This is a genomic window from Enterobacter sp. WCHEn090032 (genome assembly GCF_003986875.1).
Taxonomy (GTDB): domain Bacteria; phylum Pseudomonadota; class Gammaproteobacteria; order Enterobacterales; family Enterobacteriaceae; genus Enterobacter; species Enterobacter sichuanensis.
In genome coordinates this window covers 44,023-68,812 of the sequence record NZ_RXRN01000001.1, presented here as the reverse complement: position 1 = coordinate 68,812, position 24,790 = coordinate 44,023, and the positions used below count along the sequence as shown (strand labels likewise).

Here is a 24,790-nt window from a genome sequence, read left to right as displayed (position 1 = left end):
AAATCGTGTGGTCAGAGCAGACGGGGATCACAACACGCTGAATCGTGGTGAGTTTTTAGTCAAAACAATTGCGAGGTTGATTATTTAATCATCAGATTCCCTTAATTATTACCAGATGGTATAAATTTTTGTTGCTGCAGGGCATTGAGCAGCAACCTGAACGCGGTAGTGTGCTGTCGACGGCTCGGATAATAGAGGTGATATCCTTCAAAAATGGGGCACCACGAATCAAGGACCCTGACCAGCCGTCCGTGATGAAGAGCGTCCAGAACCGAGGACTCGGGCACGTAGGCTAATCCGAGACCATTCTCCGCCGCATCGATGCGCTGCGACAGATTATTCAGCGTTAGCTGTCCTTCAACCCGCACGCGAATCTCACGCCCGTCGCGTCCAAACTCCCATTGATACAATCCCCCTCGCGTGGGCAGGCGCATATTGATGCAGCGGTGGTCAGCGAGCTGCTCCGGCACCTGCGGCACCCCAAAGCGTGCAAGATAATCAGCGGAACCGACGACGGCCATGCGCATGTCCGGAGCGATCCGTACCGCAATCATATCTTTTGCCACCTGTTCACCCAGGCGTACTCCCGCGTCGAAGCGGCCGTCCACGATATCCGTCAGGCCGTTATCGATCGTCACCTCGACGTTAATCTCAGGATATTGCGCCATAAACGTTTTCAGTATCGGCCAGAGCACGGCGTCCATCGCGTGCTCGCCGGCGACAATGCTGACCGAGCCAGCGGGTTTGTCACGGGCGCTACGAAGCGCCGCGAGTTCCTGCTCGATCTCCCGCAAATGCGGGCTTAAGCGCATAAAAAGCTGCTCACCCGCCTGGGTGGGCACCACACTGCGGGTTGTACGGGTTAAAAGGCGTACGTCTAACCGCGCTTCAAGCTTGCGCATGGCATGGCTCAGCGCCGATTGCGATACGCCCAGCTGCGCCGCTGCGCGTGTAAAGCTGCGCTCGCGGGCAACCACCATAAAAGAGAGCAGGTCGTTGAAATTGTCTTTTAGCATTGCGGTTGCCTCTATTTATGAATTTCAATCATATTTCCTATCTGATTATGCACGCTAATAGTTCGGATTGCTTTGCGCTACTGTTAACGCAACAGTTAACGAGGAGTACAACATGAAAATTATCCGCAGCGGTTCATTACCTTCAGCAAAGGGGCCAGAAGACTGGTTCACCGGCACCGTCCGCATTGACGCGCCCTTTCAGGCGACCGAACCTGCCCGCGTCGGCGGGGCAACCGTGACCTTTGAGCCGGGCGCGCGCACGGCGTGGCATACGCACCCCCTGGGACAAACGCTGATTGTGACGCAGGGGCGCGGCTGGCTACAGGAGTGGGGCAAAGCGGCGGAAGTGCTGAATCAGGGCGATATCGCCTGGATCCCACCCGGCGTGAAGCACTGGCACGGGGCAAGCGCGCAAACGGCGATGACGCATATCGCCATCGCCGAATCGGAAAACGGCAGCCCGGTAGCGTGGATGGAAAAAGTCACCGACGAGCAGTACCCGAACGGCTAACCGCCAGACACGGCAATCGCCTGCTTAAGGCGCGTCGTGCACTTCGCCTCCCAGGGAAAATTGCCCTGCTGAAATAGCGTTTCGTTAAAAGGATGAAAACGTTATTATTTGGTCAGTTTTTGTTAACGGGCTGAGGCTTGAGTGAAAATTAACGTCATCGGAACCAGCGGAAGTGGAAAAAGCACGCTGGCGAAGCAGATTGCGGCCGAGCTGGACATTCCCTGTATCGAGATGGACCGACTCTACTGGCGCCCTGACTGGCAGGGAACCCCGGACGACGTGTTTCAGGAAACGCTGGAGCAGGCGCTGCAGGCGTCGCCAGACTGGGTGCTTGACGGTAACTATAACCGCACGCGACCGGTCAAATGGCGCCATGTCGATGTTGTGGTGTGGGTCGATTATGGGTTTACCCGCACCCTGTATCAGGCCGTCACCAGGGCCATCAAACGGGCCTGGCATAAACGGGAACTTTGGCCAGGCACGGGGAATAAGGAGAGTTTTCGCCGCGCGTTCCTGAGCAGAGAATCCATTATCATCTGGACGATAAAAACCTGGCGCAACAACCGCAGGCGTTATGAAGCCGATCTGCAAAACCCGCGCTACGCGCACATTCGCTTTGTCCGTATTACCCGCCGCAGTCAGGTGGATGCGCTGATTGCCTCTCTGAAGACATATTCTTAGCGTGGTTTTATATATCTGTTTTCCGGCAAACTAAATGTAAATTAATTGTTTCTCAGTGGTGAAATACGCCTTTAATAATGTCGACATGTTAAGTCAAACGAGAACGCAACATGTCATGGCGAATCAGCATTCTGGATAAAAGCCCCATCGCTGAACACGAAACGGCTGCCGATGCACTGGCGCGTACCCTGGCGCTGGCGCAGCAGGCGGAAAATCTGGGCTATCACCGCTTCTGGATTGCCGAACACCACAACACTCCCCAACTTGCCAGCCCCTCACCGGAGCTGCTGATTGCCTGGATCCTCGGGCAAACCTCGCGCATTCGCGTCGGTTCCGGCGGCGTGATGCTTCAGCACTACAGCCCGTATAAAGTCGCCGAGAACTTCAACGTTCTGGCCGCGCTGGCGCCAGGCCGCGTGGATCTCGGTGTCGGAAAAGCGCCGGGCGGTCTGCCGCTCTCGACCCGCGCGCTGCAGCAGGGGCTGAATCAGCAGGAAAAGGGCAGTTTTGCCGAACAGCTGGCCCAGCTCGACCGCTGGATCCGTCCTGAGCATCAGTCAACGGAGGAAGCCGTTCTGGCCACGCCGCTGCCGCCGTCGCCTGCGCAGGGTTTTCTGCTCGGCGCGAGTCGCGAAAGCGCGCTGCTGGCCGCCAGCCTCGACTGGCACTTTGTTTTTGCCGCACACCTGAATGGCGATCCGGATCTGCTGCGCGAGGTGATCGCCACCTGGCGTGAAAACAGCGTCCGCGATGTGATTGTGGCGGTGCAGGCGATTGTCGCACCGACGCAGGCCGAAGCAGACGCGCTGGCGCAGAAGGTGGAAGTGTGGGGCGTGGAGCTGGCCAACGGCCAGCGCGTCACGGTGGCCAGCGAAGAGCAGGCTTACGCGTTCGCGCGTCAGGCAGGGAGTGAGCCAGTGCGCATTGCGCGTCGGGCGCAGTCGCTGCTGGCCGGCACGGCGAGATCCGTGCTCGAACACCTTAACGCCCTGCATGAAACGTGGGGCATTGACGAATTTATTATTGATACCCCGGTAGCAGACGGCGCCACGCGCGTGGCGTCACTGCGTTTGCTGGCCGAGGCCCGTCTTAACAGGGAGGTTACCGTATGAGCTTTGGCGAACAACTGATTGCCTGGCGTCGCGAGCTGCACCAGAACCCGGAACTGTCCGGTCAGGAAGTCGAGACCACCGCACGCCTGCGCCAGTGGCTGACAACGGCGGGCATTACGCCGCTGCCTTACGATCTGCCGACCGGGCTGGTGGCGGAAATTGGTTCCGGCAACAAGCTGATTGCGCTGCGCGCAGATATCGATGCCCTGCCGATTGAAGAGCGTAGCGGCGTACCGTTTAGCTCGCAGCAGGCAGGGGTGATGCACGCCTGCGGACACGACATCCACACCAGCGTCATCCTCGGTGCGGCGTTAAAGCTGAAAGAGCGGGAAGCTTCGCTTAACGGCCGGGTGCGGATCCTGTTTCAGCCTGCCGAAGAGAACTTTGGCGGCGCGAAGAGCATGGTGCGGGCCGGTGCCCTGCGGGATGTCAGCGCGATTTTCGGTATGCATAACGAGCCCGGCCTGCCGGTCGGTGAATTCGCCACCCGCGGCGGGCCGTTCTATGCCAACGTCGACCGCTTTGTGATTCGCATTACCGGTAAAGGCGCGCATGCCGCACGTCCGCATGAAGGTAACGATGCCATCGTGCTGGCGAGCCAGCTGGTGACGGCGCTGCAAAGCGTCGCCAGCCGCAACGTCAACACGCTGGATTCCGTGGTGCTGAGCGTGACGCGCATTGCGGGCGGCAACACCTGGAACGTGCTGCCGGAAAGCGTCGAGCTGGAAGGCACGCTGCGTACCCATCGCACGGAAGTACAGCAGAACGTGAAAGCCCGCGTGGGCGAGATTGCCGCCGGGTTTGCCAGCGCCTTCAGCGCGCAGATTGATATTACCTGGTATGCCGGACCCACCGCACTGGTCAATGACGAACGCTGGGCGGCATTTGCCACCTCAGTTGCCCGGGAGGCGGGCTATGAAACCCGGCACGCCGAGTTACACATGGGCGGGGAAGATTTCGCGGTCTATCTGCAGTCCATACCCGGCGCGTTTGTCAGCATTGGCAGCAACAGTACGTATGGTTTACATCACCCGGCGTTTAATCCGGACGAAGCATTAATCGAGCCCGCTGCCCGCTATTTTGCACAGCTTGCGGAAAAAGCCCTGCAACACGTTTAATTCTGAAGAGGTGAATATGTCTGCACATCGTCAACTGCGGCTCGGGACCATTTTGCATGGTGCATCCGGGAATATGTCCGCCTGGCGCCACCCTGAGGCCATCGCCGATGCCAGTATCAATTTTGATTTCGTCACAGCGACGGCATTAAAGGCGGAAGAGGGCAAACTCGATTTCTTATTCGTTGCCGACGGTCTTTATATTAACGAAAAATCGATCCCGCATTTTTTAAACCGCTTTGAACCGTTAACGGTGTTATCTGCGCTGGCAAGCATCACCTCGCGCCTGGGGCTGGTGGGAACCTTATCCACCTCCTACAGCGAGCCCTTTACCACGGCCCGCCAGTTCGCCAGCCTCGACCATCTGAGCAATGGCCGCGCGGGCTGGAACGTGGTGACCTCGCCGCTGGAAGGTTCGGCGAAGAACTTCTCCCGCGAAAAACACCCTGAACATGCGTTGCGCTACCGGATTGCCGACGAGTATCTCGACGTGGTGAAAGGGCTGTGGGACTCCTGGGAAGGGGATGCCTTTGTGCGCAACAAAGAGAGCGGTCAATTCTTTGACCCGGCCAAACTGCACACCCTGGATCACCGCGGTGATTTCTTCCAGGTCGCCGGACCGCTGAATATTGGCCGTACCCCGCAGGGACGTCCGATTGTCTTTCAGGCCGGCGCGTCGGACGACGGGAAAAAACTGGCGGCGAAACATGCCGACGCCATTTTCACCCACCATGAAACCCTCGACGAGGCAAAAGCCTTTTACCGCGACGTGAAACAGCAGCTGGAAACTCACGGCCGCCGCCCGTCGGATTTGCATATATTCCAGGGCGTCAGCGTGATTGTGGGAAAAGATGCCGATGACGTGGAAAACCAGTATCAAACCACGGCGGCGCTGGTGTCGATTAATGATGCCCTTAATTACCTCGGGCGTTATTTCGAACATCATGATTTCAGCCAGTATCCGCTCGACGAACCGTTCCCTGATATCGGCGACTTAGGCAAAAACAGCTTCCGCAGCACCACCGATGAGATCAAGCGTAACGCCCGCGAGCGCAACTTAACCCTGCGTCAGGTGGCGCTGGAAGCCGCTTCGCCGCGTCCACGCTTTTCCGGTACGCCGGAAGAGGTGGCAGACGGTCTGCAGGCCTGGTTTGAAGGCTATGCCGCCGACGGCTTCATCATTCAGGGCGGCACGCCGGACACCTTCCCGCGCTTTGTGGACCAGGTCGTGCCGGTACTTCAGGCTCGCGGCCTGTTCCGCACCGACTACCCGGGCACCACGCTGCGCGAAAGCCTGGGTCTGGACCAACCGAAAAATCACTTCACACAACAATAAAAGAGAACACCGCTATGCAGAAAACATCGCTTATTCTGGCGCTCGCGCTGGCCTTTACCCCTGCCGTCTGGGCAGAGAATGTGAACATTAACGGCACCGGCGTGAGCATCGAGGCCAATAAAACGCCGATCAACACCGCCAAAAACGGCGATGCCATCGCCCGGTTGCCGAAAGACTATCGCTTTGCCGTACCGGGAAAATTTACCGTGGCGGTGGCGGGGCTTAACCAGCCGCCGCTGACGGTGTTTTCCGATGACAACAAAACGCTGTTGGGCAGCGAGGTCGACGTTGCTCGTCTGGTGGCGGACAGCCTCGGGCTGGAGCTGAACGTGGTGCCCACCTCGTGGGAAGACTGGCCGCTGGGGGTCGCCTCCGGCAAATACGATGCGGCCATCAGCAATATCACCGTCACCAAAGAACGCAAACAGAAATTTGATTTTGCCACCTACCGGAAAGACTCCCTCGGTTTCTACGTGAAGTCCACCAGTCCTATTACCTCGCTGCAGAAGGCGGAAGACATCGCCGGGCTGCGGATTATCGTGGGCTCCGGCACCAACCAGGAGTCCATCCTGCTGGCATGGAACGCGGAAAACCTGAAGAAGGGGCTGAAACCCTTTACCCCGATCTACACCAAAGATGATGCGGCTCAAACCCTGGCGCTGCAGTCCGGGCGTGCGGATGCCTACTTTGGTCCGAACGTGATTGGCGCATGGAAAGCGGCGCTGAACGGCAAAACCAAACTGGTGGGTAGCGTCGACGGCGGCTGGCCGAAGGCGGCGCATATTGCGGTGACGCTGAAAAAAGGCAGCGGGCTGGTCGAGCCGGTACAAATCGCGCTGAACGGCGTGATCAAAAACGGCGATTACGACAAAGTGCTGAACCGCTGGGGGGAAGGGGTTGAGCGCATTCCTCAGTCAGAAGTGAACCCGGCTGGCCTGGGTGATTAAGGAGGCGCTATGCGCGAACAATTTCGTGATGTCTCGCCGGAAGATGCCGAACTCCAGCCCATCATCGAGGGGCTGTTCGGGGAATATGCCGCCCGTTACGGGGACTACTTCTCTAAAGATGCGGAAGTGGAGCTGACGGAATGGTATTTAGCGCCGCAGGGACTGTTTATCGTCCTTGAACGTGACGGGGAAATTATCGCCACCGGCGCTTACAAGCCCTATGACGAACGGACCGCAGAGATTAAGCGTATCTGGACCAATAAATCCCTGCGTCAGCAGGGACTTGCCGGGCGAGTGGTGCAGGAGCTGGAGCGCAGGGCGGTGCTGGCGGGGTATAGCCAGATCTACCTGACCACCGGTTTTCGCCAGCCGGAAGCGGTCCGGCTCTATCTCAGCCAGGGCTATCAGCCGCAGTTCGATCTGAACCGGGATCCGGAAGAGTATAGCCAGCCGCCGTTTGATGGTCGGTTGCGTTTCACCAAAACGCTGGTACGCGAAGCGTTCAGTAAAACCGCATGAGGAACGACGATGAGCAACGTTGAAACCATAAAGGTGGTCCCGGCGCGTTATCCGCTGCGGACCATCGGCGCCGCGGTGGCGCTGTTTGTCCTGGCGGTCGTAATTCAGTCCGTGGCTTTTAACCCGCGCTGGGAGTGGGGCGTGTTCGCCCGCTGGTTCTTCGACCCGGTGATCCTCGACGGTGTCGGTCAGACCCTGCTGCTGACGCTGATCGGCACCGCGCTGAGCGTCGTGTTTGGCGGCATGCTGGCCCTGGCGCGACTCTCTTCGTCCTGGCTGTTGAGCAGCCTGGCGTGGGCCTACATCTGGCTCTTCCGGTCGCTGCCGCTGATCGTGGTGCTGATCATCCTGTACAACTTTTCCTATCTCTACGACACGCTCTCGCTCGGCGTGCCGTTCACCGGCATCACCTGGGGCAGCTTTGAAACCATCAATGTGCTGGGGCAGTTCTCCACCGCGGTGGTGGGGCTGACGCTGGTACAGAGCGCCTATACCGCCGAAATTATTCGCGGCGGCTTCCTCGGCGTTGACCACGGGCAGTATGAGGCAGCGGCCGCACTCGGCCTGCCGGCCTGGCGTCGTACGGTGCGCATCATTTTACCCCAGGCGCTGCGCACCATTCTGCCGTCGGGATTCAATGAGATCATCAGCCTCGCCAAGGGCACGGCGATGGTGTACGTCCTGGCGATGCCGGAGCTGTTTTATACCATTCAGATGATCTACAACCGCACCCAGGAGGTGATCCCGCTGTTGATGGTCGGGGCCGCCTGGTACCTGGTGATTACCACCGTCTTGTCCGCTATCCAGTACGGTGTCGAACGCGCACTTGCCCGTAGCGAACGCCGTTCTGCCGTTAACCAGAACCGCGCCACCCGGCGCAGTCGTTCTGTTACCGCCACGCCAGCACAGGAGCCCGTCCATGCCAGCCTCTCCTGAAGGACATATTTCGATTACCGGCGTCAGTAAATATTTCGGTCGCCATAAAGCCCTCGACAACGTCACGCTTGAGATCCCGCCAGGGTCCGTGACGGTGATCCTCGGGCCATCCGGGTCGGGCAAATCGACGCTGCTGCGCACCATTAACCACCTGGAGCGCGTCGACGAAGGTTTTATCCAGATTGACGGCGACTACATTGGCTATCGCCGTCAGGGCGACAAACTCTTTGAACTGAAAGAGAAGGAGATCCTTAAGCAGCGGGTCAACGTGGGCTATGTGTTTCAGAACTTCAATCTCTTTCCGCACCTCACGGTGCTGGAAAACCTGATAGAAGCGCCGGTCGCGCATAAAAAACTCAGCAAGAAAGAGGCGGTGGAAAGGGCCTACAGCCTGCTGGATGTGGTGGGGCTGCGGGATAAAGCGGACGCCTGGTCCCGCCATCTTTCCGGCGGCCAGCAGCAGCGCATTGCCATTGCCCGCGCGCTGGCGCTGCGGCCTCGGGTGATGCTGTTTGATGAACCCACCTCGGCCCTCGATCCGGAGCTGGTGGGTGAAGTGCTGGATGTGATCAAGAAGCTGGCCCGGTCCGGCACCACGCTGGTGGTGGTCACCCACGAGATCGGCTTTGCCCGGGAAGTGGCGGATCAGGTGGTGTTTATGGTCGACGGAAAAATTGTTGAGCAGGGCAGCAGCGACGAGGTGTTAAACCGTCCGTCGCACCCGCGAACGCGCCAGTTCCTCTCTAAAGTGCTGTAAGGAGCGACAATGAAATATGGACTTCTGGCGGGGCTGATCCTTTCAGCCGCCAGCCACGCCAGCATTGATTTAAAAGCCAACGAGCAGCCGCTGCCGGTGACGGTGGATCGGCAGGCTGTGGCGAAGATCCCCGCCAGTTACAAATTTGTTGAGCCGGGAACGCTGACGGTTGCCATCTCGATGCTGAACTCCCCGCCGCTGGCGCTGCTGGCCAGCGATAACCGCACGCGGATTGGCAGCGACCCGGATATCGCCCGCCTGCTGGCGGGCAGTCTGGGGCTGAAGCTGAAGCTGGTGCCGACGGCGTGGGAAGACTGGCCGCTGGGGATCGCCTCCGGGCGCTACGACGTGGCGCTGGTGAACATTGCGGTGACCGAACAGCGTAAAGAGAAGTTTGATTTCGCCACTTACCGCGTCGACTCGCTGGCGTTTTCGGTAAAGTCGACCAGTGATATCCAGTCGATTAAACGTTCGGAAGACCTGGCGGGTAAAAAAGTGATTGTCGGCTCGGGCACCAATCAGGAACGTATCCTGTTGGGCTGGAACGAGGAGAACAAAAAGGCCGGACGCGAGCCTGCGTTGCCGGTTTATCTCCACGACGATGCCTCAGGTAATCTTTACATCCAGTCCGGCAGGGCGGATGTGTTCTTCGGGCCGCAGTCGGTCTCGGCGTATAAAGCGGCGCTGACCGGCAAAACCCGCGTGGTCGGTTTGGGGCCGAAGAAAGCTTATGTCGCCACCAAGACCAAAAAAGGCAATCAACTGGTTTATGCCCTGCAGGCCGCGCTCAACGGTGCGATTGAGCGCGGAGAGTACCAGAAAGTGCTGGCGCGCTGGGGGGAGCAGGGCGAAGCGGTGGAACAATCGGAGGTCAACCCGCCTGGGATAACCTACTAATGGTGCTCTACACTTAGGATTTTCACTCCTGAGGGGGCAACATGATTAAACTTTATGGCGTACCCGGCTGGGGCTCGGCAATCAGTGAAGTGATGCTGACCCTGGCAGATATTCCCTATCACTTTATCAACGTGGACGGGTTTGACCAGCCTGGTCCGCAGCGTGAGTTACTGCAAAAACTGAACCCGCTGTGTCAGGTGCCGACGCTGGAGCTGGAAAATGGCGCGATCATGACCGAAACGGCGGCAATAGCCCTGATGGTGCTCGACCGTTGTCCCGATCTGGCTCCGCCCGTGGGTCAGGCTGAACGTCAGCAGTTTCAGCGTCTGCTCATCTGGTTTGTGGCGAACGTCTATCCCACCTTTACGTATGCGGATTATCCCGAACGCTGGGTGCCGGACGCACCGGAACAGCTGCAGAAAAACTGCATTGAGTACCGGAAATCTCTCTATTTGTGGTTCGAAAACCAGCTCAGGGCGGCCCCGTTTGCGCTGGGTGAACGGCTGACGCTGCTGGATGTGTATATTACCGTGGCGCGTACCTGGGGACCTCGTCACGCCTGGTTTGCGGAAAATACACCGAAGCTGACGGCCATTGCGGACACCGTATGTCAGCTGCCGGAACTGCACAAGGTGTTAAAGGCAAACAATATTATCTGATACCGTTTAACCCTCATTCACAACCGGAAGCCTGCACATGCCACACGTAGATATCAAATGTTTTCCCCGTGATTTAAACGACGAACAAAAAAACGCCCTGGCGGCGGATATTGCCGAGGTGATTATTCGCCATTTCAACAGTAAAGACAGTTCAGTGTCGGTGGCGTTGAACCAGGTGAATCCCGAGGACTGGAAAGCGCAGGTCTGGGATACCGAAATAGGACCCAAGCTGGACCAGCTGATCAAAAAGCCCGGCTATTCAATGTAAGATCGTCTGCCGGGGAGCGGCTTCGTCCTTCCCGGCTTTCCGCTTTTCGCAAAAATCGTAAAAATGCGTTTTGTCTTATCCGCTACACTTCACGTTTCTGACTGACATTTCATAAATCCTTAGGAAAGATCTTCAACAGAATCAGTTAAGGACAGACACGTTAAAGGATAATTTTCTGATGACAAAATTACCCCGGTTTTCACTCGCCTTTCTTCATCCCCGGTACTGGCTAAGCTGGACAGGCATTGCCGCACTGTGGCTCATCATGCTGCTGCCTTATCCGCTGTTGTTCCGGATCGGTCATGGCCTTGGCCGACTGGCGATGCGTTTACTCCCTCGCCGCGTCGCGATTGCCCGCCGTAACCTTGAACTCTGCTTTCCTGAGATGAGCGTGGACGAGCGCGAAACCTTGCTGCAGCGTAATTTCGAATCGGTAGGTATGGGCGTCATCGAAACCGGAATGGCCTGGTTCTGGCCTGCGTGGCGGGTGCGGAAATGCTTTACCGTGACCGGTTATGAACATATGGAAAAGGCGCGTGAGAAAGGGAATGGGGTGGTGCTCGTTGGAATGCACTTTCTTACCCTTGAGCTGGGCGCGCGGATCTTTGGCATGCTTAACCCGGGCATTGGGGTCTACCGTCCCAACAATAATGCGCTGCTGGACTGGCTGCAGACCCGCGGGCGTCTGCGTTCCAATAAAACCATGCTCGATCGCCATGATTTAAAAGGCATGATCCGCTCGCTGAAGCAGAATGAAATCTTGTGGTACGCCCCGGACCATGACTATGGCAAAACCAATAGCGTCTTTGTGCCGTTTTTTGCGGTGCCGGATGCCGCCACGACGGCGGGCAGCTATATGCTGGTCAAAAGCGCACGGCCTGCCGTCGTCCCCTTCGTGCCGCGGCGCAAGGCGGACGGCTCAGGTTACGAACTGATTATTCTTGAGGATATCAGCGAGGCGCTGCAGGGCGGCGATAAAGAAGCCGTGGCGACGCAGATGAACAGGGCGATTGAGCACGCGGTACGGATGGCGCCAGAGCAGTATATGTGGCTGCACCGTCGCTTCAAAACGCGTCCTGAAGGGGTACCAGACCGCTATGCCCGCCAGAAACAGACGGCGACACGGCATGATATTCTCTCCGCCGGCGATTTTTCTGACAGCTCAGGCGTACAGCACTGAAACCTCAGCGACGCCCTCACCCTGCGGTGAGGGCGTGACCGGCGCTACAGCGCGGAGCGGCGGTAAGGCGCATAGTCCGCCTGCCACCAGGTCTTCTCGATACGCGCCATCAGCTCCTCATCATCTATTGCCGGGGCAACGCCCTGTGCAATTGCCGCGCGGGCGACGGCAACGGCAATCTGACGTGAGACCGTTTCAATCTGATCTACCGGTGGCAGCAATCCTCCTCTTTCTGTCGTCACCAGCGGAGACTGCGCGGCCAGGCTGCGGCTTGCCGCCATCAACATCTCTTCCGTCACCCGGCGAGCATGACAGGCCAGCACACCCAGTCCCAGGCCCGGGAAGATATAGGCGTTATTACACTGGGCGATCTCGTAGTGCGCATTCTCCCAGAATACCGGTGCGAACGGGCTGCCGGTGGCGACCAGCGCGGCACCCTGGGTCCAGGCGATAAGATCCTGCGGCTGTGCCTCTGCCCGTGACGTCGGGTTAGAGAGCGGCATGATAATGGGGCGCGAACAGTGGCGATGCATCTCTTTGACAATCTCTTCGCTGAACAGCCCAGGCTGGCCGGAAACACCAATCATCACCGTCGGATGCGCGTTCTTCACCACGTCCAGCAGCGAGATATTTTTCGCCTCTACCGGCCAGTGACAAACGGCTTCGCGGGCGGTAAGCAGGTTTTTCTGAAAATCGAGCAGGTTGGTCATGTCGTCGGTCAGCAGGCCGAAGCGATCGACCATAAAGATCCGGTTGCGGGCTTCGGATTCGGTCAGACCGTCATCCACCATCAGCGCGACAATTTTTTCGGCGATCCCGCACCCTGCGGAACCGCTGCCGAGGAACACCACCCGCTGATCGCGTATGCGCGTGCCCGCGGCATGCGCCGCCGCAATCAGCGTACCGGCGGTGACGGCTGCAGTGCCCTGGATATCATCATTGAAGCAGCACAGCTGGTCGCGGTAGCGCTGCAGCAGTCTGGTGGCGTTTTTCTGGGCAAAGTCTTCAAATTGCAGCAGCACATCCGGCCAGCGCGCCTTGACGGTACTGATAAACATATCCATAAATTCCGCGTACTGATCGTCGGTGATGCGCGGATGGCGCCAGCCCATGTACATCGGGTCTTCCAGGTGCTGCTGATTGTTGGTGCCGACATCCAGCATAATCGGGAGAGTGGAGGCCGGATGGATCCCTCCGCAGGCGGTATACAGCGACAGCTTACCAATCGGAATACCCATGCCGCCAATACCCTGATCGCCGAGCCCTAAAATACGCTCCCCGTCCGTCACGACAATCACCCGAATGTCGTTGCGCGAGAAACTTTGCAGCATCTCATCGATACGGTGGCGGTTTGGCCATGAAATAAATAAACCGCGCGCACGACGATAAATGGTAGAGAAATGCTCGCAGGCTTCCCCTACGGTCGGGGTATAGATTATCGGTAACGTCTCTTTCAGATGCGAACGCAGTAGGTTGTAAAAGAGGGTTTCATTGGTGTCCTGAATATTGCGCAGATAAACATGGCGGGAAATATCGCTTTTAAAATGGCAGAACTGCATCCACGCACGTTCGGTTTGTTCCTCAATGGTTTCCACGTTGTGTGGCAATAAACCATGCAGATTAAAATTATCGCGCTCTTCTTTAATAAAAGCGAGACCTTTATTTAATAACGGATTTTCCAGCAGTACGGCTCCATTATAGGGCGTGTACAGAACTTCTTTGCGGGACATGGTTAACTCCTGAATTTATTAATAAAACAGATTGAGAAAACAAGCGGGCAGGCATGAAGTTTGAGGTTTTCATGTCGGTATTTTATCTGTTTTGTTGCAGCGCTAATCTAACGGTTCGCCTGCAGGGCAGGAGTGATAAGGGTCACAATCTCTCTGGTTTTATTAATTTCAAAAAGATTACCTGGATGGCTTTCATTAACTTTAGTTACATAATAATGAATTAAGTTATTTAAAATAAAAGAGCTGTGTTGTTCACATTTCCCTGCGTTTCTCCATGTTAATTTCGCGCTGAGCCTGTTTTAAGAAAAGGCCACGTAAGTCATTATTTTTATATTAAAGAACATTTATTGCTATCAGGAATAGATTCCAGTTTATTCCTTTCTCTGTTTATCCGAACACAATTTTCAGGTGATTATATGAAAGATAATCCTGTACCGACTTCTGAACTGTCGTCCTCGCGTTTCGCCTTTGGCCTCAACAATACCGAGGTGGGCGCGGTTCCGCTGATGCTGTTTGTCGGGATCGCCGCCATTGTGGCGACATCCGCCTGGGCAGGGCTGCTGCCGAAAAATATGATCGGTGGTCTCGCGGTCATCATGACGCTCGGTTTCGCGTTTGCCAAAGTAGGGCGTCAGATCCCCTTGCTGAAAGACATCGGCGGTCCGGCGATCCTCTGCCTGATGGTCCCCTCTGTGCTGGTCTATTTTGGCGTCTTCGGGAAACAGACCCTTGATACGGTGCATCTGTTGATGAAGGAGGCGAATCTGCTCTATTTCGTCATCGCCTGCCTGGTGGTCGGCAGTATTCTGGGGATGAACCGGATACTGCTCATTCAGGGGATGATGCGCATGTTTGTTCCGCTGGTGGCGGGGACATTCATGGCGGTGCTGACCGGGCTCATTGTGGGCTCACTGTTTGGTTATACGCCTTACCACACCTTCTTCTTTATCATTGTGCCTATCATTGGCGGCGGGATTGGCGAGGGAATTTTGCCCCTCTCCCTGGCCTATTCGGCCATACTGGGACAAACGCCGGATGTTTTTGTTGCGCAACTGGCACCCGCTGCGGTCGTGGGGAATATTTTCGCCATTGTGTGTGCAGGCTCGCTGGCGCGTCTCGGGACCAAACGTCCGGCGCTTTCAGGAAACGGCATGCTCACGCGCAGTAAAGAAGACACCAGCCTGTTTGCCGGGGCGCAAAGTGCTCAACAGACGGATTTTCATCTGATGGGGGGCGGATTACTGATGGTGTGCGCGTTTTTCATCGTCGGCGGATTGTTTGAAAAACTGGTCCACATTCCCGGCCCGGTGCTGATGATTTTGATTGCCGTGCTGTGCAAATACTTCAACGTGATCCCGGCCTCCATGGAGCAGGGGGCGCACAGCTGCTATAAATTTGTCTCCGCTGCGCTGGTCTGGCCGCTGATGATTGGCCTCGGGATGTTATACGTGCCGCTTGAGAGCGTGGTCTCAGTCTTCTCGGTGGGGTACGTGGTGGTGTGCGGTTCGGTGGTGATTGCGATGGCGCTGAGCGGCTACTTTATTGCGTCGCGTCTGAATATGTATCCTGTGGAAGCGGCCATTGTCACCTGCTGCCACAGCGGTCTGGGCGGGACAGGGGACGTGGCCATTTTGTCCGCCTCTAACCGGATGTCCCTCATGCCGTTTGCACAGATTGCGACCCGCATCGGCGGCGCGTCGACGGTGATCATCGCCACGCTGCTGATGGGGTGGATAATGTAACGTGCTGCGGGTAAGCCGGGTGACGTTGCCGGGCTTACCCCTTTGGTGTCGGCACAATCTGCACCTGGTGGGGTTTCACCTCATGACCCTGCGTATTCACATAGCCAATATGCAACGGCTCGCCTGTCTCTTTATCCACCAGCGTTAAATGCGGTGCGGTGTGTAACACCTGTCTGTGTCCCCATTCCATCAGCGCCAGAAGTACCGGGGCAAGGGTGCGGCTTTTTTCGGTAAGCTGGTACTCATAGCGTTCCCGTGCCCCTTCTTCCCGGTAAGGTATTCGGGAGAGCAGCCCCAGCTCCGTCATCAGTTTCAAACGCGTCGCTAAGGTTTGTTTCGTGATCCCGGTATGGCTACGCATGGTTTCGAAGCGCGTCACGCCGTAAAACGCCTCCCTCAGGATCAGCAAAATCCATTGATCGCCCACGATTTTTGCCCCTTCAGCCAGACCGCACAGTTCGGGCGAGAGGTAAGGCAACGATTTTTCTTTTGACACCGGCGGTTTTCCTTTCTAATCTGAGTATGATTTTTAGACCTTGGTTATTAGGGAGAATACAATGCCTTTTGTGAATGTACAAACGATTAAAGGGATCATGAACGACGAGCAGAAGAGCGAGCTGCTGCGCCGGATGACGGACTTGATGGTGGAAATCGAGGGGAGAGGGGATCCTGAGTTCCGTCGCTCGGTCTGGATCCGTATTGATGAGCATGACCCTGAGCAGTGGAGCCTCGGAGGATTACAGCCAACCGCTGAAATGATTGCGAAGACATTCGCGACAACACAGCCGTCCTGATGCAAAGTCGGGAGGCGTAATCGCCTCCCGGCACGACCGGGGTTACGGCGTACGCAGCAAAATCTCCATTAGCCCCGGAAAGCGGGCATCCAGATCTTCTCTGCGCAGGGAGATCATATTTTCTCGTCCCTGTGGACGTTGCCAAATCACCCCGCTGTCGCGCAACACGCGCCAGTGATGGGTCATTGTGGATTTCACCACTTCATCCGGACGCAGCGCATTACAGCTGAGTTCGCTGCCATCGGACAGGCGGCGAATAATCGACAGCCGGAGCGGGTTGCCAAGGGCAAACAGCACATTTTCCAGCAATATTTGTTCAGTTTCGGGATGGTTAGGGATCATCGTTTTCCTGCGCAGGGTGTCAGATTGAGCTATATCAACAATAGGTCAACCTTTAAAAAATAGTTCGATAATACTCGTACAATAGGACTATTATAGCAAACGAATGAGTAAGCGACCATCCCGGTCGTCACAGAGACGTCATACAGACTAAGGAAATATCATGCCCCGACCCATTCCTCTCGAACGTTATCGTAACATCGGTATCTCCGCGCATATCGATGCCGGTAAAACGACCACCACCGAGCGCATCCTGTTTTATACCGGGATGAGCCACAAGCTGGGCGAAGTACACGATGGCGCGGCAACAACCGACTGGATGGCGCAGGAGCAAGAGCGCGGGATCACTATTACCTCCGCGGCCGTCAGCTGCTTCTGGCCGGGTATGGACAGAGGCTTTGAACCGCACCGGATCAACATTATCGACACCCCGGGGCACGTGGATTTCACCATTGAGGTGGAACGTTCCATGCGCGTCCTCGACGGCGCCGTGATGGTGTATGACTCCGTCGGCGGCGTTCAGCCCCAGTCCGAAACCGTCTGGCGTCAGGCGAATAAATACCACGTACCGCGTCTGGCCTTCGTCAACAAAATGGACCGTCCGGGTGCCGATTTCTTCCGCGTCGTGCGGATGATGCAGGAGCGCCTGAAGGCGAATCCGGTACCGATTGTGATCCCGGTAGGCGCGGAAGAGCACTTCACCGGGGTGGTGGATCTCATCAAGATGCGCACCATTCTGTGGGACGATGCCACGCAGGGGATGGTGTTCACTTACGCGCCCGTGCCGGATGATTTAGTGGATACCGCCCGGGAGTGGCGGGAAAAAATGGTCTCGGCGGCGGCGGAAGCCAGCGACGAACTGATGGATAAATACCTGGAAACGGGCGATCTGGACGAAGCGGAAATCATCAGAGGGCTGCGTATTCGCACCATCTCGGGTGAAATCCAGCCGATGCTGTGCGGCAGCGCGTTTAAAAACAAGGGCGTGCAGCGCATGCTCGATGCGGTGATTGAGCTGATGCCCTCGCCGCTGGACGTGCCCGCTATCGACGGTGTGGATGAAAAAGGGCAACACGCTGAGCGTCATCCCAGCGATGATGAGCCATTCTCCGCACTGGCGTTTAAGCTGATGAGTGACCCGTATGTCGGCCAGTTGACCTTCATCCGCGTGTACTCTGGCGTGCTGCGCAAAGGCGACGCGGTGTATAACCCGGTGAAAGGGAAGAAAGAGCGGATCGGGCGTATCGTGCTGATGCATGCCAACGATCGCCATGAGGTGGACGAACTGCGCGCCGGAGATATCGCGGCCTGCGTTGGGCTGAAAGATGTCACCACGGGTGACACCTTAACGGACCCGAATGCGGTGATCACCCTGGAACGCATGGAGTTCCCCGATCCGGTTATCTCGCTGGCTATCGAGCCGAAAACGAAAGGTGACCAGGAGAAAATGGGGATCGCCCTGCAGCGTCTGGCAGCGGAAGATCCCTCTTTCCGCCTGCATACTGACGAAGAGTCCGGTCAGACCATTATTTCCGGGATGGGAGAGTTGCACCTGGAGATTATCGTCGACCGCATGAAGCGTGAGTTCGGCGTCGAGGCGAACATTGGCCGTCCGCAGGTCACCTACCGTGAGACCTTGCGTAAAGCGGTGAAGGATATCGAAGGCAAATTTGTCCGTCAGTCCGGTGGGAAAGGGCAGTACGGTCATGTGGTGCTGAGTCTGGAGCCGGCCGAGCCCGGCAGTGGCTTTACGTTTGAAGATGCCACCAAGGGCGGCGTGGTGCCGCGCGAGTATATTCCGTCCGTTGAGAAAGGGCTGCGTGAAGCCATGAACAGCGGTGTGCTGGCCGGATATCCGGTTGTCGATGTCAAAGCGACGCTGACGTTTGGTTCGTATCACGATGTCGACTCCTCGGAGATGGCCTTCCGCATGGCGGCTATCCTCGGCTTTAAAGAGGGGGCGCGCAGGGCGGATCCGGTGATCCTTGAGCCGATCATGCACGTGGAGGTGGAAACACCCGAAGAGTACGCTGGCAATATTATGGGCGATCTCTCTTCCCGTCGTGGCATGGTTCAGGGCATGGAAGAGCAGTACGGAAGCCAGATCATTCGCGCGGATGTACCGCTGGCGGAGATGTTTGGTTACGCCACGACATTACGCTCGATGTCCCAGGGACGCGCGACGTATACGATGGAGTTCCATCATTTTGCGGAAGCTCCGCGAAATGTGGCGGATGAGATTATTGCGCGGCGTGCGAAGTAGTACGGTCGCCCTCTCACTTGAGGGAGAGGGCGGGTGAGGGGGAACATACGGCTGTGGTGGTCATTCCGTTCACTTTATGTTCCTTGCTACTCTGTAGCGACAATACCTGTGAACGTGCCAGGGCGGCTCAATCGCCACCGCCCTGGCGACCCGGGCTCCCGGCGGTAAATCGCCGCTTCGCGGTACCTTCGGCTTATTCCTTTCGGCTTATCGGGTACGGGCGGAGGTAACGTCCCTGTAAAGCCCGCCCTCTCGGCGCATCCATGCGCCTCGCCCCGGCCTGCAGGAAACGCCTCAGCGATTTACAGCCGGACCAGAGCATCGCTATAAGTTATTCATTTCTCTTAAGCAACGTTCATCGCTTTGGGAAAAAAATTACAGGGCCTCAGTCCTGTAGGAGAGGGATTTCTCAATCCAGCGCCTTCACCATCTTCCCACTTGCCACAAACGTTCCGGCCCCAAGATGATGCAGTGTATTCAGCTTATCACCGTCAAACTGCCAGCGTCCTTCGACAAACGCACGCTCATCAGCTGCCGCTGAAACCACTTCGCCAAACAACGTATCGTATTTTTCTGCTGCGGATGTGACGGGTAATAACCGACACTCCATCCACGCCAGACATTTTTCTTCTATGACGGGAAGGCCGAGCGCGGGACCGTCTACCACCGGGATCCCGTAACAGTTGAACTTGTCTTCATCACGTCCACTGACGCTACCCACCGCCCAGGTCCAGTTGGCTGCAGCCACGCCGGGAATGACGATGCCAAACTTCCCGCTGCGTTCAATCAGTTCGCGCGACCAGGTGCTTTTATCCACCACAATAGCGATGCGCGGCGGTTCAAACTCCACAGGCATGGACCATGCGGCGGCCATGACGTTGCGTCTGTCCAGGGTTTCATCCCGACTGGTGATAAGTACGGTGGGGCCGTGGTTCAGCAGACGGCTGGCATGCCGTAATTCAACAGGGCGAAAGTGACTCATAGGATCTCCTCATCTACAAAGATGAGTATGCAGAAAAAGCACGGAAATCAAAGTGGACGCGTAGAATTAGTTTATAAACACAGCATCACTATCAAAGGAAACTGATATATGTCCCCCTTTCTGACTGCCTATTACGCTCGCATCGGCTGGAAGCAGCCGGCCTCTGTTGATATCGACACCCTGCGCGCGCTGCATTTGCATCACAACTGTGCGATCCCTTTTGAGAATATCGATGTCGTCCTGCCGCGCGAAATCCAGCTTGACGATGGGTGCCTGGTCGACAAACTGGTGACAGGGCGACGTGGGGGATACTGCTTTGAGCAAAACGGCTTGTTCGAGCGCGTCCTGCGTGAAGTCGGGTTCACGGTGCGTAGCGTGCTCGGGCGCGTGGTATTAGCTAATCCGTCGCAAATGCCGCCGCGTACGCACCGCCTGCTGTTGGTTGAGCTTAACGGAGAGCGCTGGATTGCCGACGTTGGGTTTGGCGGTCAGACGCTGACGGCGCCGATTCGTCTGCTCGCTAACGAAGAACAGGAGACGCCGCACGGGCTGTATCGTCTGCTGAGCGAAGGCAACGACTGGGTGCTGCAGTTCCGCCATCACGACCACTGGCAGTCGATGTACCATTTTGACCTGACAACGCAGTATTTCAGTGATTATGTGATGGGGAATTTCTGGTCAGCGCACTGGCCGCAGTCGCATTTCCGTCACCATCTGCTGATGTGTCGCCATCTGCCGGACGGCGGCAAGCTGACGCTGACCAACTTCAACTTTACCCACTGGCAGAACGGCCATGTGGAGGAGCAGATCCATCTCCCCGATGCCGCGGCGCTGTATCAACTGATGCAGACGCGCTTTGGGCTGGGCGTTGATGATGCGAAACACGGTTTTTCACTGGCAGAGCTGACGGCCGTGATGGCGGGTTTTGATACGCACGGGAAATAACCTGGACCGCTATCGGCCGCGAAATTCGCGTCGATAGCGGGAAGGCGATGTATTCAGTCGATTGTTAAAGTGACGACGCAAGGAGGTTGTCGAGGGAAACCCGACGCGCTCGGCAATGTCATCCACCGGCTGGTCAGTTTTCTCGAGATAGCGTTGCGCGACGCTAATGCGTTGGTTCAGTAGCCAGCGCGAAAAACTCTCCCCGGTTGTTTGCTGAATACGCCGGGTAAAGCTGCGGCGGCTCATACAGGCCTTTTCCGCCACGCAGTCCAGCGTGAGGGCGAGCGCAAGGTTCTCCGTTGCCCAGGCCAGCGCGTTGGTGAAATTATCCCCGCGACGCGTATTCTGAACCGGTAATTCGACATACTGTCGCTGTCCACCCTGACGATGGGGCGGTACAACCAGCAAACGCGCTACGCTGTTTGCCACTTCTGCTCCCCATGCCTGACGCACCAGATGCAGACAGCAGTCGATACTGGCCGCTGTTCCTGCAGAAGTGACAACGTCACCATCATCGATATAAAGTACGTCATTATTCATTTGCGCACAGGGGTAAAGGCGCTGAAAGTCAGCTGCCCATCGCCAGTGCGTTGTCGCAGGCCGGTTTTTCAATAGCCCGGCGGCCGCGACAACAAACGCGCCCATACACAAACCGACAATACGTGCTCCTGCGGCATGGGCATTTTGCAAGGCCTGCAAAAGTTCTGGTTCAGGAGCATGCTCAGGAACATCCCAGCTTGGGACGATGACCATATCCATTCCGGCCAACGCATCCAGCCCGCGCTCAACGACGATAGAAAAACCCGCATTGGTTTTAAGCACACCAGGCGTCGTGGCGCAAACAACCAGCTGACAAAGTGGCTCACCTTGCGGCGTCAGCGCTTTCTCAAACACGGCATACGGCACCGACAGGTGAAAAGGGATGATGCCATTAAATACCACAATACCAATTTTCAACGTCATATCAGCCTCCATGTGCCAGCCAGTATAGAAGTCTGGCTGGCGACAGGGTTTAAGTCCGGTCTTATTTTGTGACTGGCAGTGCTATAACGTCTTCAGTGGTCATTATCTCAGCGAATACATCGGCAACACCGGCTAATGCCGCACGTTGCAGTGTTTTGTGATCCACCACGCCACCCTGACCATCATCCAGATCGCGTGTTGCTGTTGCATCTTCTGGAATAATCACGCTGTAACCCAGCGGTACGGCGTCACGTGCAGTTGACGAAATGCACATATGCGTCATCAGACCAATCACAATTACTTTTTTAATCCCTTTTTTCTTTAATTGCGCATCCAGATCGGTGCCAACAAAAGAACTGGGAGTCGTTTTGGTGATAATAGTGTCTTGGTCGGAAGGTTGCAGATCTTTATGGAATTGCGCATAGACAGATCCTTCGGCGAACAGGGGGCTATCCTTCGGCCCCAGATGACGCACGAAGTATACCGGCAGCCCGATATGATGGGCATAGCTGACCAGTTTTTGGCTATTCTTAAGGACTTTCTCGCCATCCGGGATAACCATCTGACCGCGAAAATCGTTTGATGCGTAATATTCGTTTTGAATATCCACGACGATTAACGCAGTGTCAGAAGCAGATAAAGATTGCGTTGCCGTTGCGCCCGTCATCGCGCGAATTGTTTTGCTATTCATCCGGGGTGTCTCCTGTTCGGTAGCGTAAGTGGAAAACGTACTTATCATGCCAATCAGCAATGCCGTACGAAAAATGGATATCTTCACGTGAATTCCCTCTGTGTTCTGTTCGGGAGCCATTATTTCGCACAGTCATCAACGACAGGAGTCACCTGGAACACCAATACCGGTACTTTTGGGCCAATATGAGACGGTTACAACTGCGTAAATTTGCCAATCCAGGGGCTGCGGTTTTCACCGGACCACAGATGTAAAACCATCTCCCGGAACTTCTCCGCCGCCGGGCTTAGGGTTGTTTCCCGGCGCTGTACCAGCCCCAGGGTGCGGCGTATGACGGGTTCAATCAGCGGACGGCTGACCAGAATATGATGTTCATCTGTCGGCATCGCCAGGCTGGGAACGACAGAGACGCCGAGACCCGCTTCCACCATCCCCAGTGACGTTGACAGATGACGTACTTCATAAAACCAGTTCGGTTTCCAGGCCATTTTCTCGAACGCCTGATCGATAAGCGAACGGTTCCCGCTGGAACGCCTGACCCCAATCAGCTTCATGCCTGCCAGATCGTCCCAAGTCACCAGCGGTTTTTTCGCCAGTTCATTGTCGCGGCGACATGCCAGAACAAAAGGTTCGTTCACCAGCGGGGCAAAATCGATATTCGGATGTGTGATGTTTATCATATTTATACCGAAATCTGCGTCGCCATTTAAAACCGCTTCGAGACAATCGCTGGCACTGTGCTCAAGGATGCGGATCCGGATGTTTGGGTAGTCATTGTTATAATCTCGTATCACGGAAGGCAGGAAATAGAAGGCGGCAGTAGGGATACAGGAAACCGTAATAACCCCTGCCTGATGCGTCGCCATCTCTTTAATACTCAGGACTGAGCTTTCATAAAAATCGATTAAATTCTTTGCCTTAGGTAAAAATTCTCTTCCCACCGTTGTGAGCTTGACGCTGCGCGTTGAACGCTCAAACAGCATGGTACCCAGACTTTCTTCCAGTTTTTGAATTCTTCGTGTTAACGCCGGTTGTGAAATATGAAGAAATTGCGACGCTTTTGTAAAACATCCGATTTCTGCAATTTTTACAAACGCTTGTATTCCCTGTAATTCATGTTGCATGTCTGCATCCCATTTTCGCTTTTCTTAAACCACGATAACGCAAGGGTTATTAATGTGCAAAACGTATTAATCCCGCTTTTTTTGACATTAGAGTTATCAACTGGAGTGTGAAAACCTTATTGCGCTCCTGATAAAAGTGAAATGAGAAAAAGACATGCTTAAGATCCCATGTGTATTAATGCGTGGCGGGACATCAAAAGGTCCCGTTATTCTGGCCAGCGACCTGCCAGCGGAAACCGAAGCGCGTGATGCGGTTTTACTCAGCCTGATGGGCGCGGGCCATGAACTTGAAATTGACGGTATTGGCGGAGGAAGCCCGCAAACCAGTAAGGTGGCCATCGTTAGTCCTTCCGACAGCCCGGACGCTGATGTGGATTATCTCTTTGCACAGGTGATGGTCAACGAACGTCGCGTCGATACCACGCCCAACTGCGGCAATATGCTTTGTGCCGTGGGGCCCTTTGCGATAGAAAAAGGGCTGGTGAAGGCGCAAAGCCCGGTAACGACGGTGCGGATCCGTAATCTTAATACCGGCACTCTGGTTGATGCGGAAGTGCAAACGCCAGATTTCCGGGTCGTGTATGAAGGCGATACCCAGATTGACGGTGTGCCGGGTACCGCTGCGCCCATTGGCTTAACATTCCTGAATTCTGCGGGTTCTAAAACAGGAAAATTACTGCCAACGGACAGCGTGACAAACGAATTCGACGGGATAGAAGTCACCTGTATCGATATGGCGATGCCCATGGTATTGATTGACGCCTCAGCCCTGGGCAAAACAGGAAGAGAGTCACCCGCAGAGCTGGACGCTGATAAGGCCTTTAAAGAACGACTGGAACATCTGCGTCGTCAGGCTGGCGCCGCGATGGGCTTAGGGGACGTGTCCAACAAAGTGATCCCTAAACCGGTTCTGCTCAGCAAGGCGCGTAACGGCGGAACGCTTCAGGTGCGCTATTTCATGCCACACACCTGTCATAAATCACTGGCGATTACCGGATCAATTGGTATTTCGACCGCGACGCTCATTGAAGGCTCCGTCGCCGCGAAAATCATCGCCGACCGACCAAAGGAACGCTTCACCAATATTATTGATATCGAGCATCCAAGTGGAAAAATATCGGTGTCACTATTGAGGGAAGATAACAATATCGAAAATACCCGTGCGGCGGTTATTCGCACTTCACGTAAATTATTTGAAGGCGTTGTTTGCGTACCTGAGAAAATGCTCTCTGAAGTTGATTAAATAAAGTCCAAAAAATATCTGTCTTACACAACGAATTTCT

Annotated in this window: 24 protein-coding genes and 1 pseudogene; 17 read left to right on the top strand and 8 right to left on the bottom strand. The window is 55.9% G+C overall.

Features of this window, described 5'->3' with window-relative positions; genetic code table 11:
* Positions 1–101 precede the first annotated feature (101 nt).
* Positions 102–1,016: a LysR family transcriptional regulator gene (locus EKN83_RS00330; protein WP_126800100.1), complete on the bottom strand. Its 915-nt coding sequence runs from the start codon at positions 1,014–1,016 to the stop codon at positions 102–104.
* A 112-nt stretch (positions 1,017–1,128) separates the two neighbouring features.
* On the opposite strand from EKN83_RS00330, the gene EKN83_RS00325 reads away from it, so the two are divergent.
* From EKN83_RS00325 to EKN83_RS00265, 12 genes and pseudogenes are all read left to right on the top strand, one after another.
* Positions 1,129–1,527, top strand: coding sequence for a cupin domain-containing protein (locus EKN83_RS00325; protein ID WP_025759145.1), 399 nt, complete (start codon positions 1,129–1,131; stop codon positions 1,525–1,527).
* A gap of 141 nt (positions 1,528–1,668) precedes the next feature.
* Positions 1,669–2,208, top strand: a complete 540-nt coding sequence (locus EKN83_RS00320; RefSeq protein ID WP_045285038.1) for an AAA family ATPase — start codon at positions 1,669–1,671, stop codon at positions 2,206–2,208.
* A 110-nt stretch (positions 2,209–2,318) separates the two neighbouring features.
* Positions 2,319–3,320, top strand: coding sequence for an LLM class flavin-dependent oxidoreductase (locus EKN83_RS00315; RefSeq protein ID WP_095449033.1), 1,002 nt, complete (start codon positions 2,319–2,321; stop codon positions 3,318–3,320).
* Positions 3,317–4,438, top strand: coding sequence for an amidohydrolase (locus tag EKN83_RS00310; protein ID WP_126800099.1), 1,122 nt, complete (start codon positions 3,317–3,319; stop codon positions 4,436–4,438). Before EKN83_RS00315 ends, EKN83_RS00310 begins: the two co-directional genes overlap by 4 nt.
* 16 nt (positions 4,439–4,454) lie before the next feature.
* Positions 4,455–6,718 (top strand): annotated as a pseudogene (locus EKN83_RS23425) (NtaA/DmoA family FMN-dependent monooxygenase).
* A 9-nt stretch (positions 6,719–6,727) separates the two neighbouring features.
* Positions 6,728–7,237, top strand: coding sequence for a GNAT family N-acetyltransferase (locus EKN83_RS00295; protein ID WP_045285035.1), 510 nt, complete (start codon positions 6,728–6,730; stop codon positions 7,235–7,237).
* Positions 7,238–7,246: 9 nt separating this feature from the next.
* A complete protein-coding gene (locus EKN83_RS00290; RefSeq protein ID WP_126800097.1) occupies positions 7,247–8,173 on the top strand; it encodes an amino acid ABC transporter permease in 927 nt (308 codons plus the stop codon).
* The gene (locus EKN83_RS00285) at positions 8,157–8,930 is read left to right on the top strand and encodes an amino acid ABC transporter ATP-binding protein (protein WP_045285033.1); all 774 of its coding nucleotides are present in this window, start codon (positions 8,157–8,159) and stop codon (positions 8,928–8,930) included. The genes EKN83_RS00290 and EKN83_RS00285 overlap by 17 nt, the downstream gene beginning before the upstream one ends.
* Positions 8,931–8,939: 9 nt before the next feature.
* Positions 8,940–9,827 (top strand): ABC transporter substrate-binding protein, encoded by an 888-nt coding sequence (locus EKN83_RS00280; protein ID WP_126800096.1) that lies wholly within the window; start codon positions 8,940–8,942, stop codon positions 9,825–9,827.
* Between the two features lie 41 nt (positions 9,828–9,868).
* Positions 9,869–10,486 (top strand): glutathione S-transferase family protein, encoded by a 618-nt coding sequence (locus EKN83_RS00275; protein ID WP_025760199.1) that lies wholly within the window; start codon positions 9,869–9,871, stop codon positions 10,484–10,486.
* Positions 10,487–10,523: 37 nt separating this feature from the next.
* The gene (gene pptA / locus EKN83_RS00270; protein ID WP_126800095.1) at positions 10,524–10,754 is read left to right on the top strand and encodes a tautomerase PptA; all 231 of its coding nucleotides are present in this window, start codon (positions 10,524–10,526) and stop codon (positions 10,752–10,754) included.
* Between the two features lie 178 nt (positions 10,755–10,932).
* Positions 10,933–11,934: a Kdo(2)-lipid IV(A) acyltransferase gene (locus EKN83_RS00265; RefSeq protein WP_126800094.1), complete on the top strand. Its 1,002-nt coding sequence runs from the start codon at positions 10,933–10,935 to the stop codon at positions 11,932–11,934.
* Positions 11,935–11,978: 44 nt separating this feature from the next.
* Here the strand turns inward: EKN83_RS00265 and EKN83_RS00260 are convergent, their stop codons facing one another.
* Complete coding sequence (locus EKN83_RS00260; protein ID WP_126800093.1) at positions 11,979–13,664, bottom strand: NAD-dependent malic enzyme; 1,686 nt, start codon at positions 13,662–13,664, stop codon at positions 11,979–11,981.
* A 416-nt stretch (positions 13,665–14,080) separates the two neighbouring features.
* Here EKN83_RS00260 and EKN83_RS00255 point away from each other — a divergent pair, with 416 nt between their 5' ends.
* Positions 14,081–15,406: a 2-hydroxycarboxylate transporter family protein gene (locus EKN83_RS00255; protein WP_126800092.1), complete on the top strand. Its 1,326-nt coding sequence runs from the start codon at positions 14,081–14,083 to the stop codon at positions 15,404–15,406.
* A 34-nt stretch (positions 15,407–15,440) separates the two neighbouring features.
* On the opposite strand, the gene EKN83_RS00250 is transcribed toward EKN83_RS00255, so the two are convergent.
* Complete coding sequence (locus tag EKN83_RS00250; protein ID WP_126800091.1) at positions 15,441–15,902, bottom strand: winged helix-turn-helix transcriptional regulator; 462 nt, start codon at positions 15,900–15,902, stop codon at positions 15,441–15,443.
* A gap of 61 nt (positions 15,903–15,963) precedes the next feature.
* On the opposite strand from EKN83_RS00250, the gene EKN83_RS00245 reads away from it, so the two are divergent.
* Complete coding sequence (locus EKN83_RS00245; RefSeq protein WP_025760193.1) at positions 15,964–16,200, top strand: tautomerase family protein; 237 nt, start codon at positions 15,964–15,966, stop codon at positions 16,198–16,200.
* A 42-nt stretch (positions 16,201–16,242) separates the two neighbouring features.
* On the opposite strand, the gene EKN83_RS00240 is transcribed toward EKN83_RS00245, so the two are convergent.
* Positions 16,243–16,542 carry an ArsR/SmtB family transcription factor gene (locus EKN83_RS00240; RefSeq protein WP_025760192.1) on the bottom strand — a complete coding sequence of 100 codons (300 nt, stop codon included), beginning with the start codon at positions 16,540–16,542 and terminating at the stop codon, positions 16,243–16,245.
* A 160-nt stretch (positions 16,543–16,702) separates the two neighbouring features.
* Between EKN83_RS00240 and fusA the strand changes: the two genes are divergently transcribed.
* Complete coding sequence (fusA, locus tag EKN83_RS00235) at positions 16,703–18,802, top strand: elongation factor G (RefSeq protein WP_126800090.1); 2,100 nt, start codon at positions 16,703–16,705, stop codon at positions 18,800–18,802.
* A 409-nt stretch (positions 18,803–19,211) separates the two neighbouring features.
* Here fusA and EKN83_RS00230 read toward each other — a convergent pair whose 3' ends face one another.
* The gene (locus EKN83_RS00230; protein WP_095449024.1) at positions 19,212–19,784 is read right to left on the bottom strand and encodes a flavin reductase family protein; all 573 of its coding nucleotides are present in this window, start codon (positions 19,782–19,784) and stop codon (positions 19,212–19,214) included.
* 108 nt (positions 19,785–19,892) lie between these two features.
* Between EKN83_RS00230 and nhoA the strand changes: the two genes are divergently transcribed.
* Positions 19,893–20,729, top strand: a complete 837-nt coding sequence (gene nhoA / locus EKN83_RS00225) for an N-hydroxyarylamine O-acetyltransferase (RefSeq protein ID WP_126800089.1) — start codon at positions 19,893–19,895, stop codon at positions 20,727–20,729.
* A 9-nt stretch (positions 20,730–20,738) separates the two neighbouring features.
* On the opposite strand, the gene EKN83_RS00220 is transcribed toward nhoA, so the two are convergent.
* The 3 genes from EKN83_RS00220 to EKN83_RS00210 form a co-directional block, all read right to left on the bottom strand.
* Positions 20,739–21,692, bottom strand: a complete 954-nt coding sequence (locus EKN83_RS00220; RefSeq protein ID WP_126800088.1) for a GlxA family transcriptional regulator — start codon at positions 21,690–21,692, stop codon at positions 20,739–20,741.
* A gap of 61 nt (positions 21,693–21,753) precedes the next feature.
* A complete protein-coding gene (locus tag EKN83_RS00215; RefSeq protein ID WP_260591093.1) occupies positions 21,754–22,431 on the bottom strand; it encodes an isochorismatase family protein in 678 nt (225 codons plus the stop codon).
* Between the two features lie 146 nt (positions 22,432–22,577).
* Entirely contained in the window at positions 22,578–23,507 is a 930-nt protein-coding gene (locus EKN83_RS00210) for a LysR family transcriptional regulator (protein WP_095449021.1), read from the bottom strand.
* A gap of 154 nt (positions 23,508–23,661) precedes the next feature.
* Between EKN83_RS00210 and EKN83_RS00205 the strand changes: the two genes are divergently transcribed.
* The gene (locus EKN83_RS00205; protein WP_126800086.1) at positions 23,662–24,750 is read left to right on the top strand and encodes a 4-oxalomesaconate tautomerase; all 1,089 of its coding nucleotides are present in this window, start codon (positions 23,662–23,664) and stop codon (positions 24,748–24,750) included.
* Positions 24,751–24,790 lie beyond the last annotated feature (40 nt).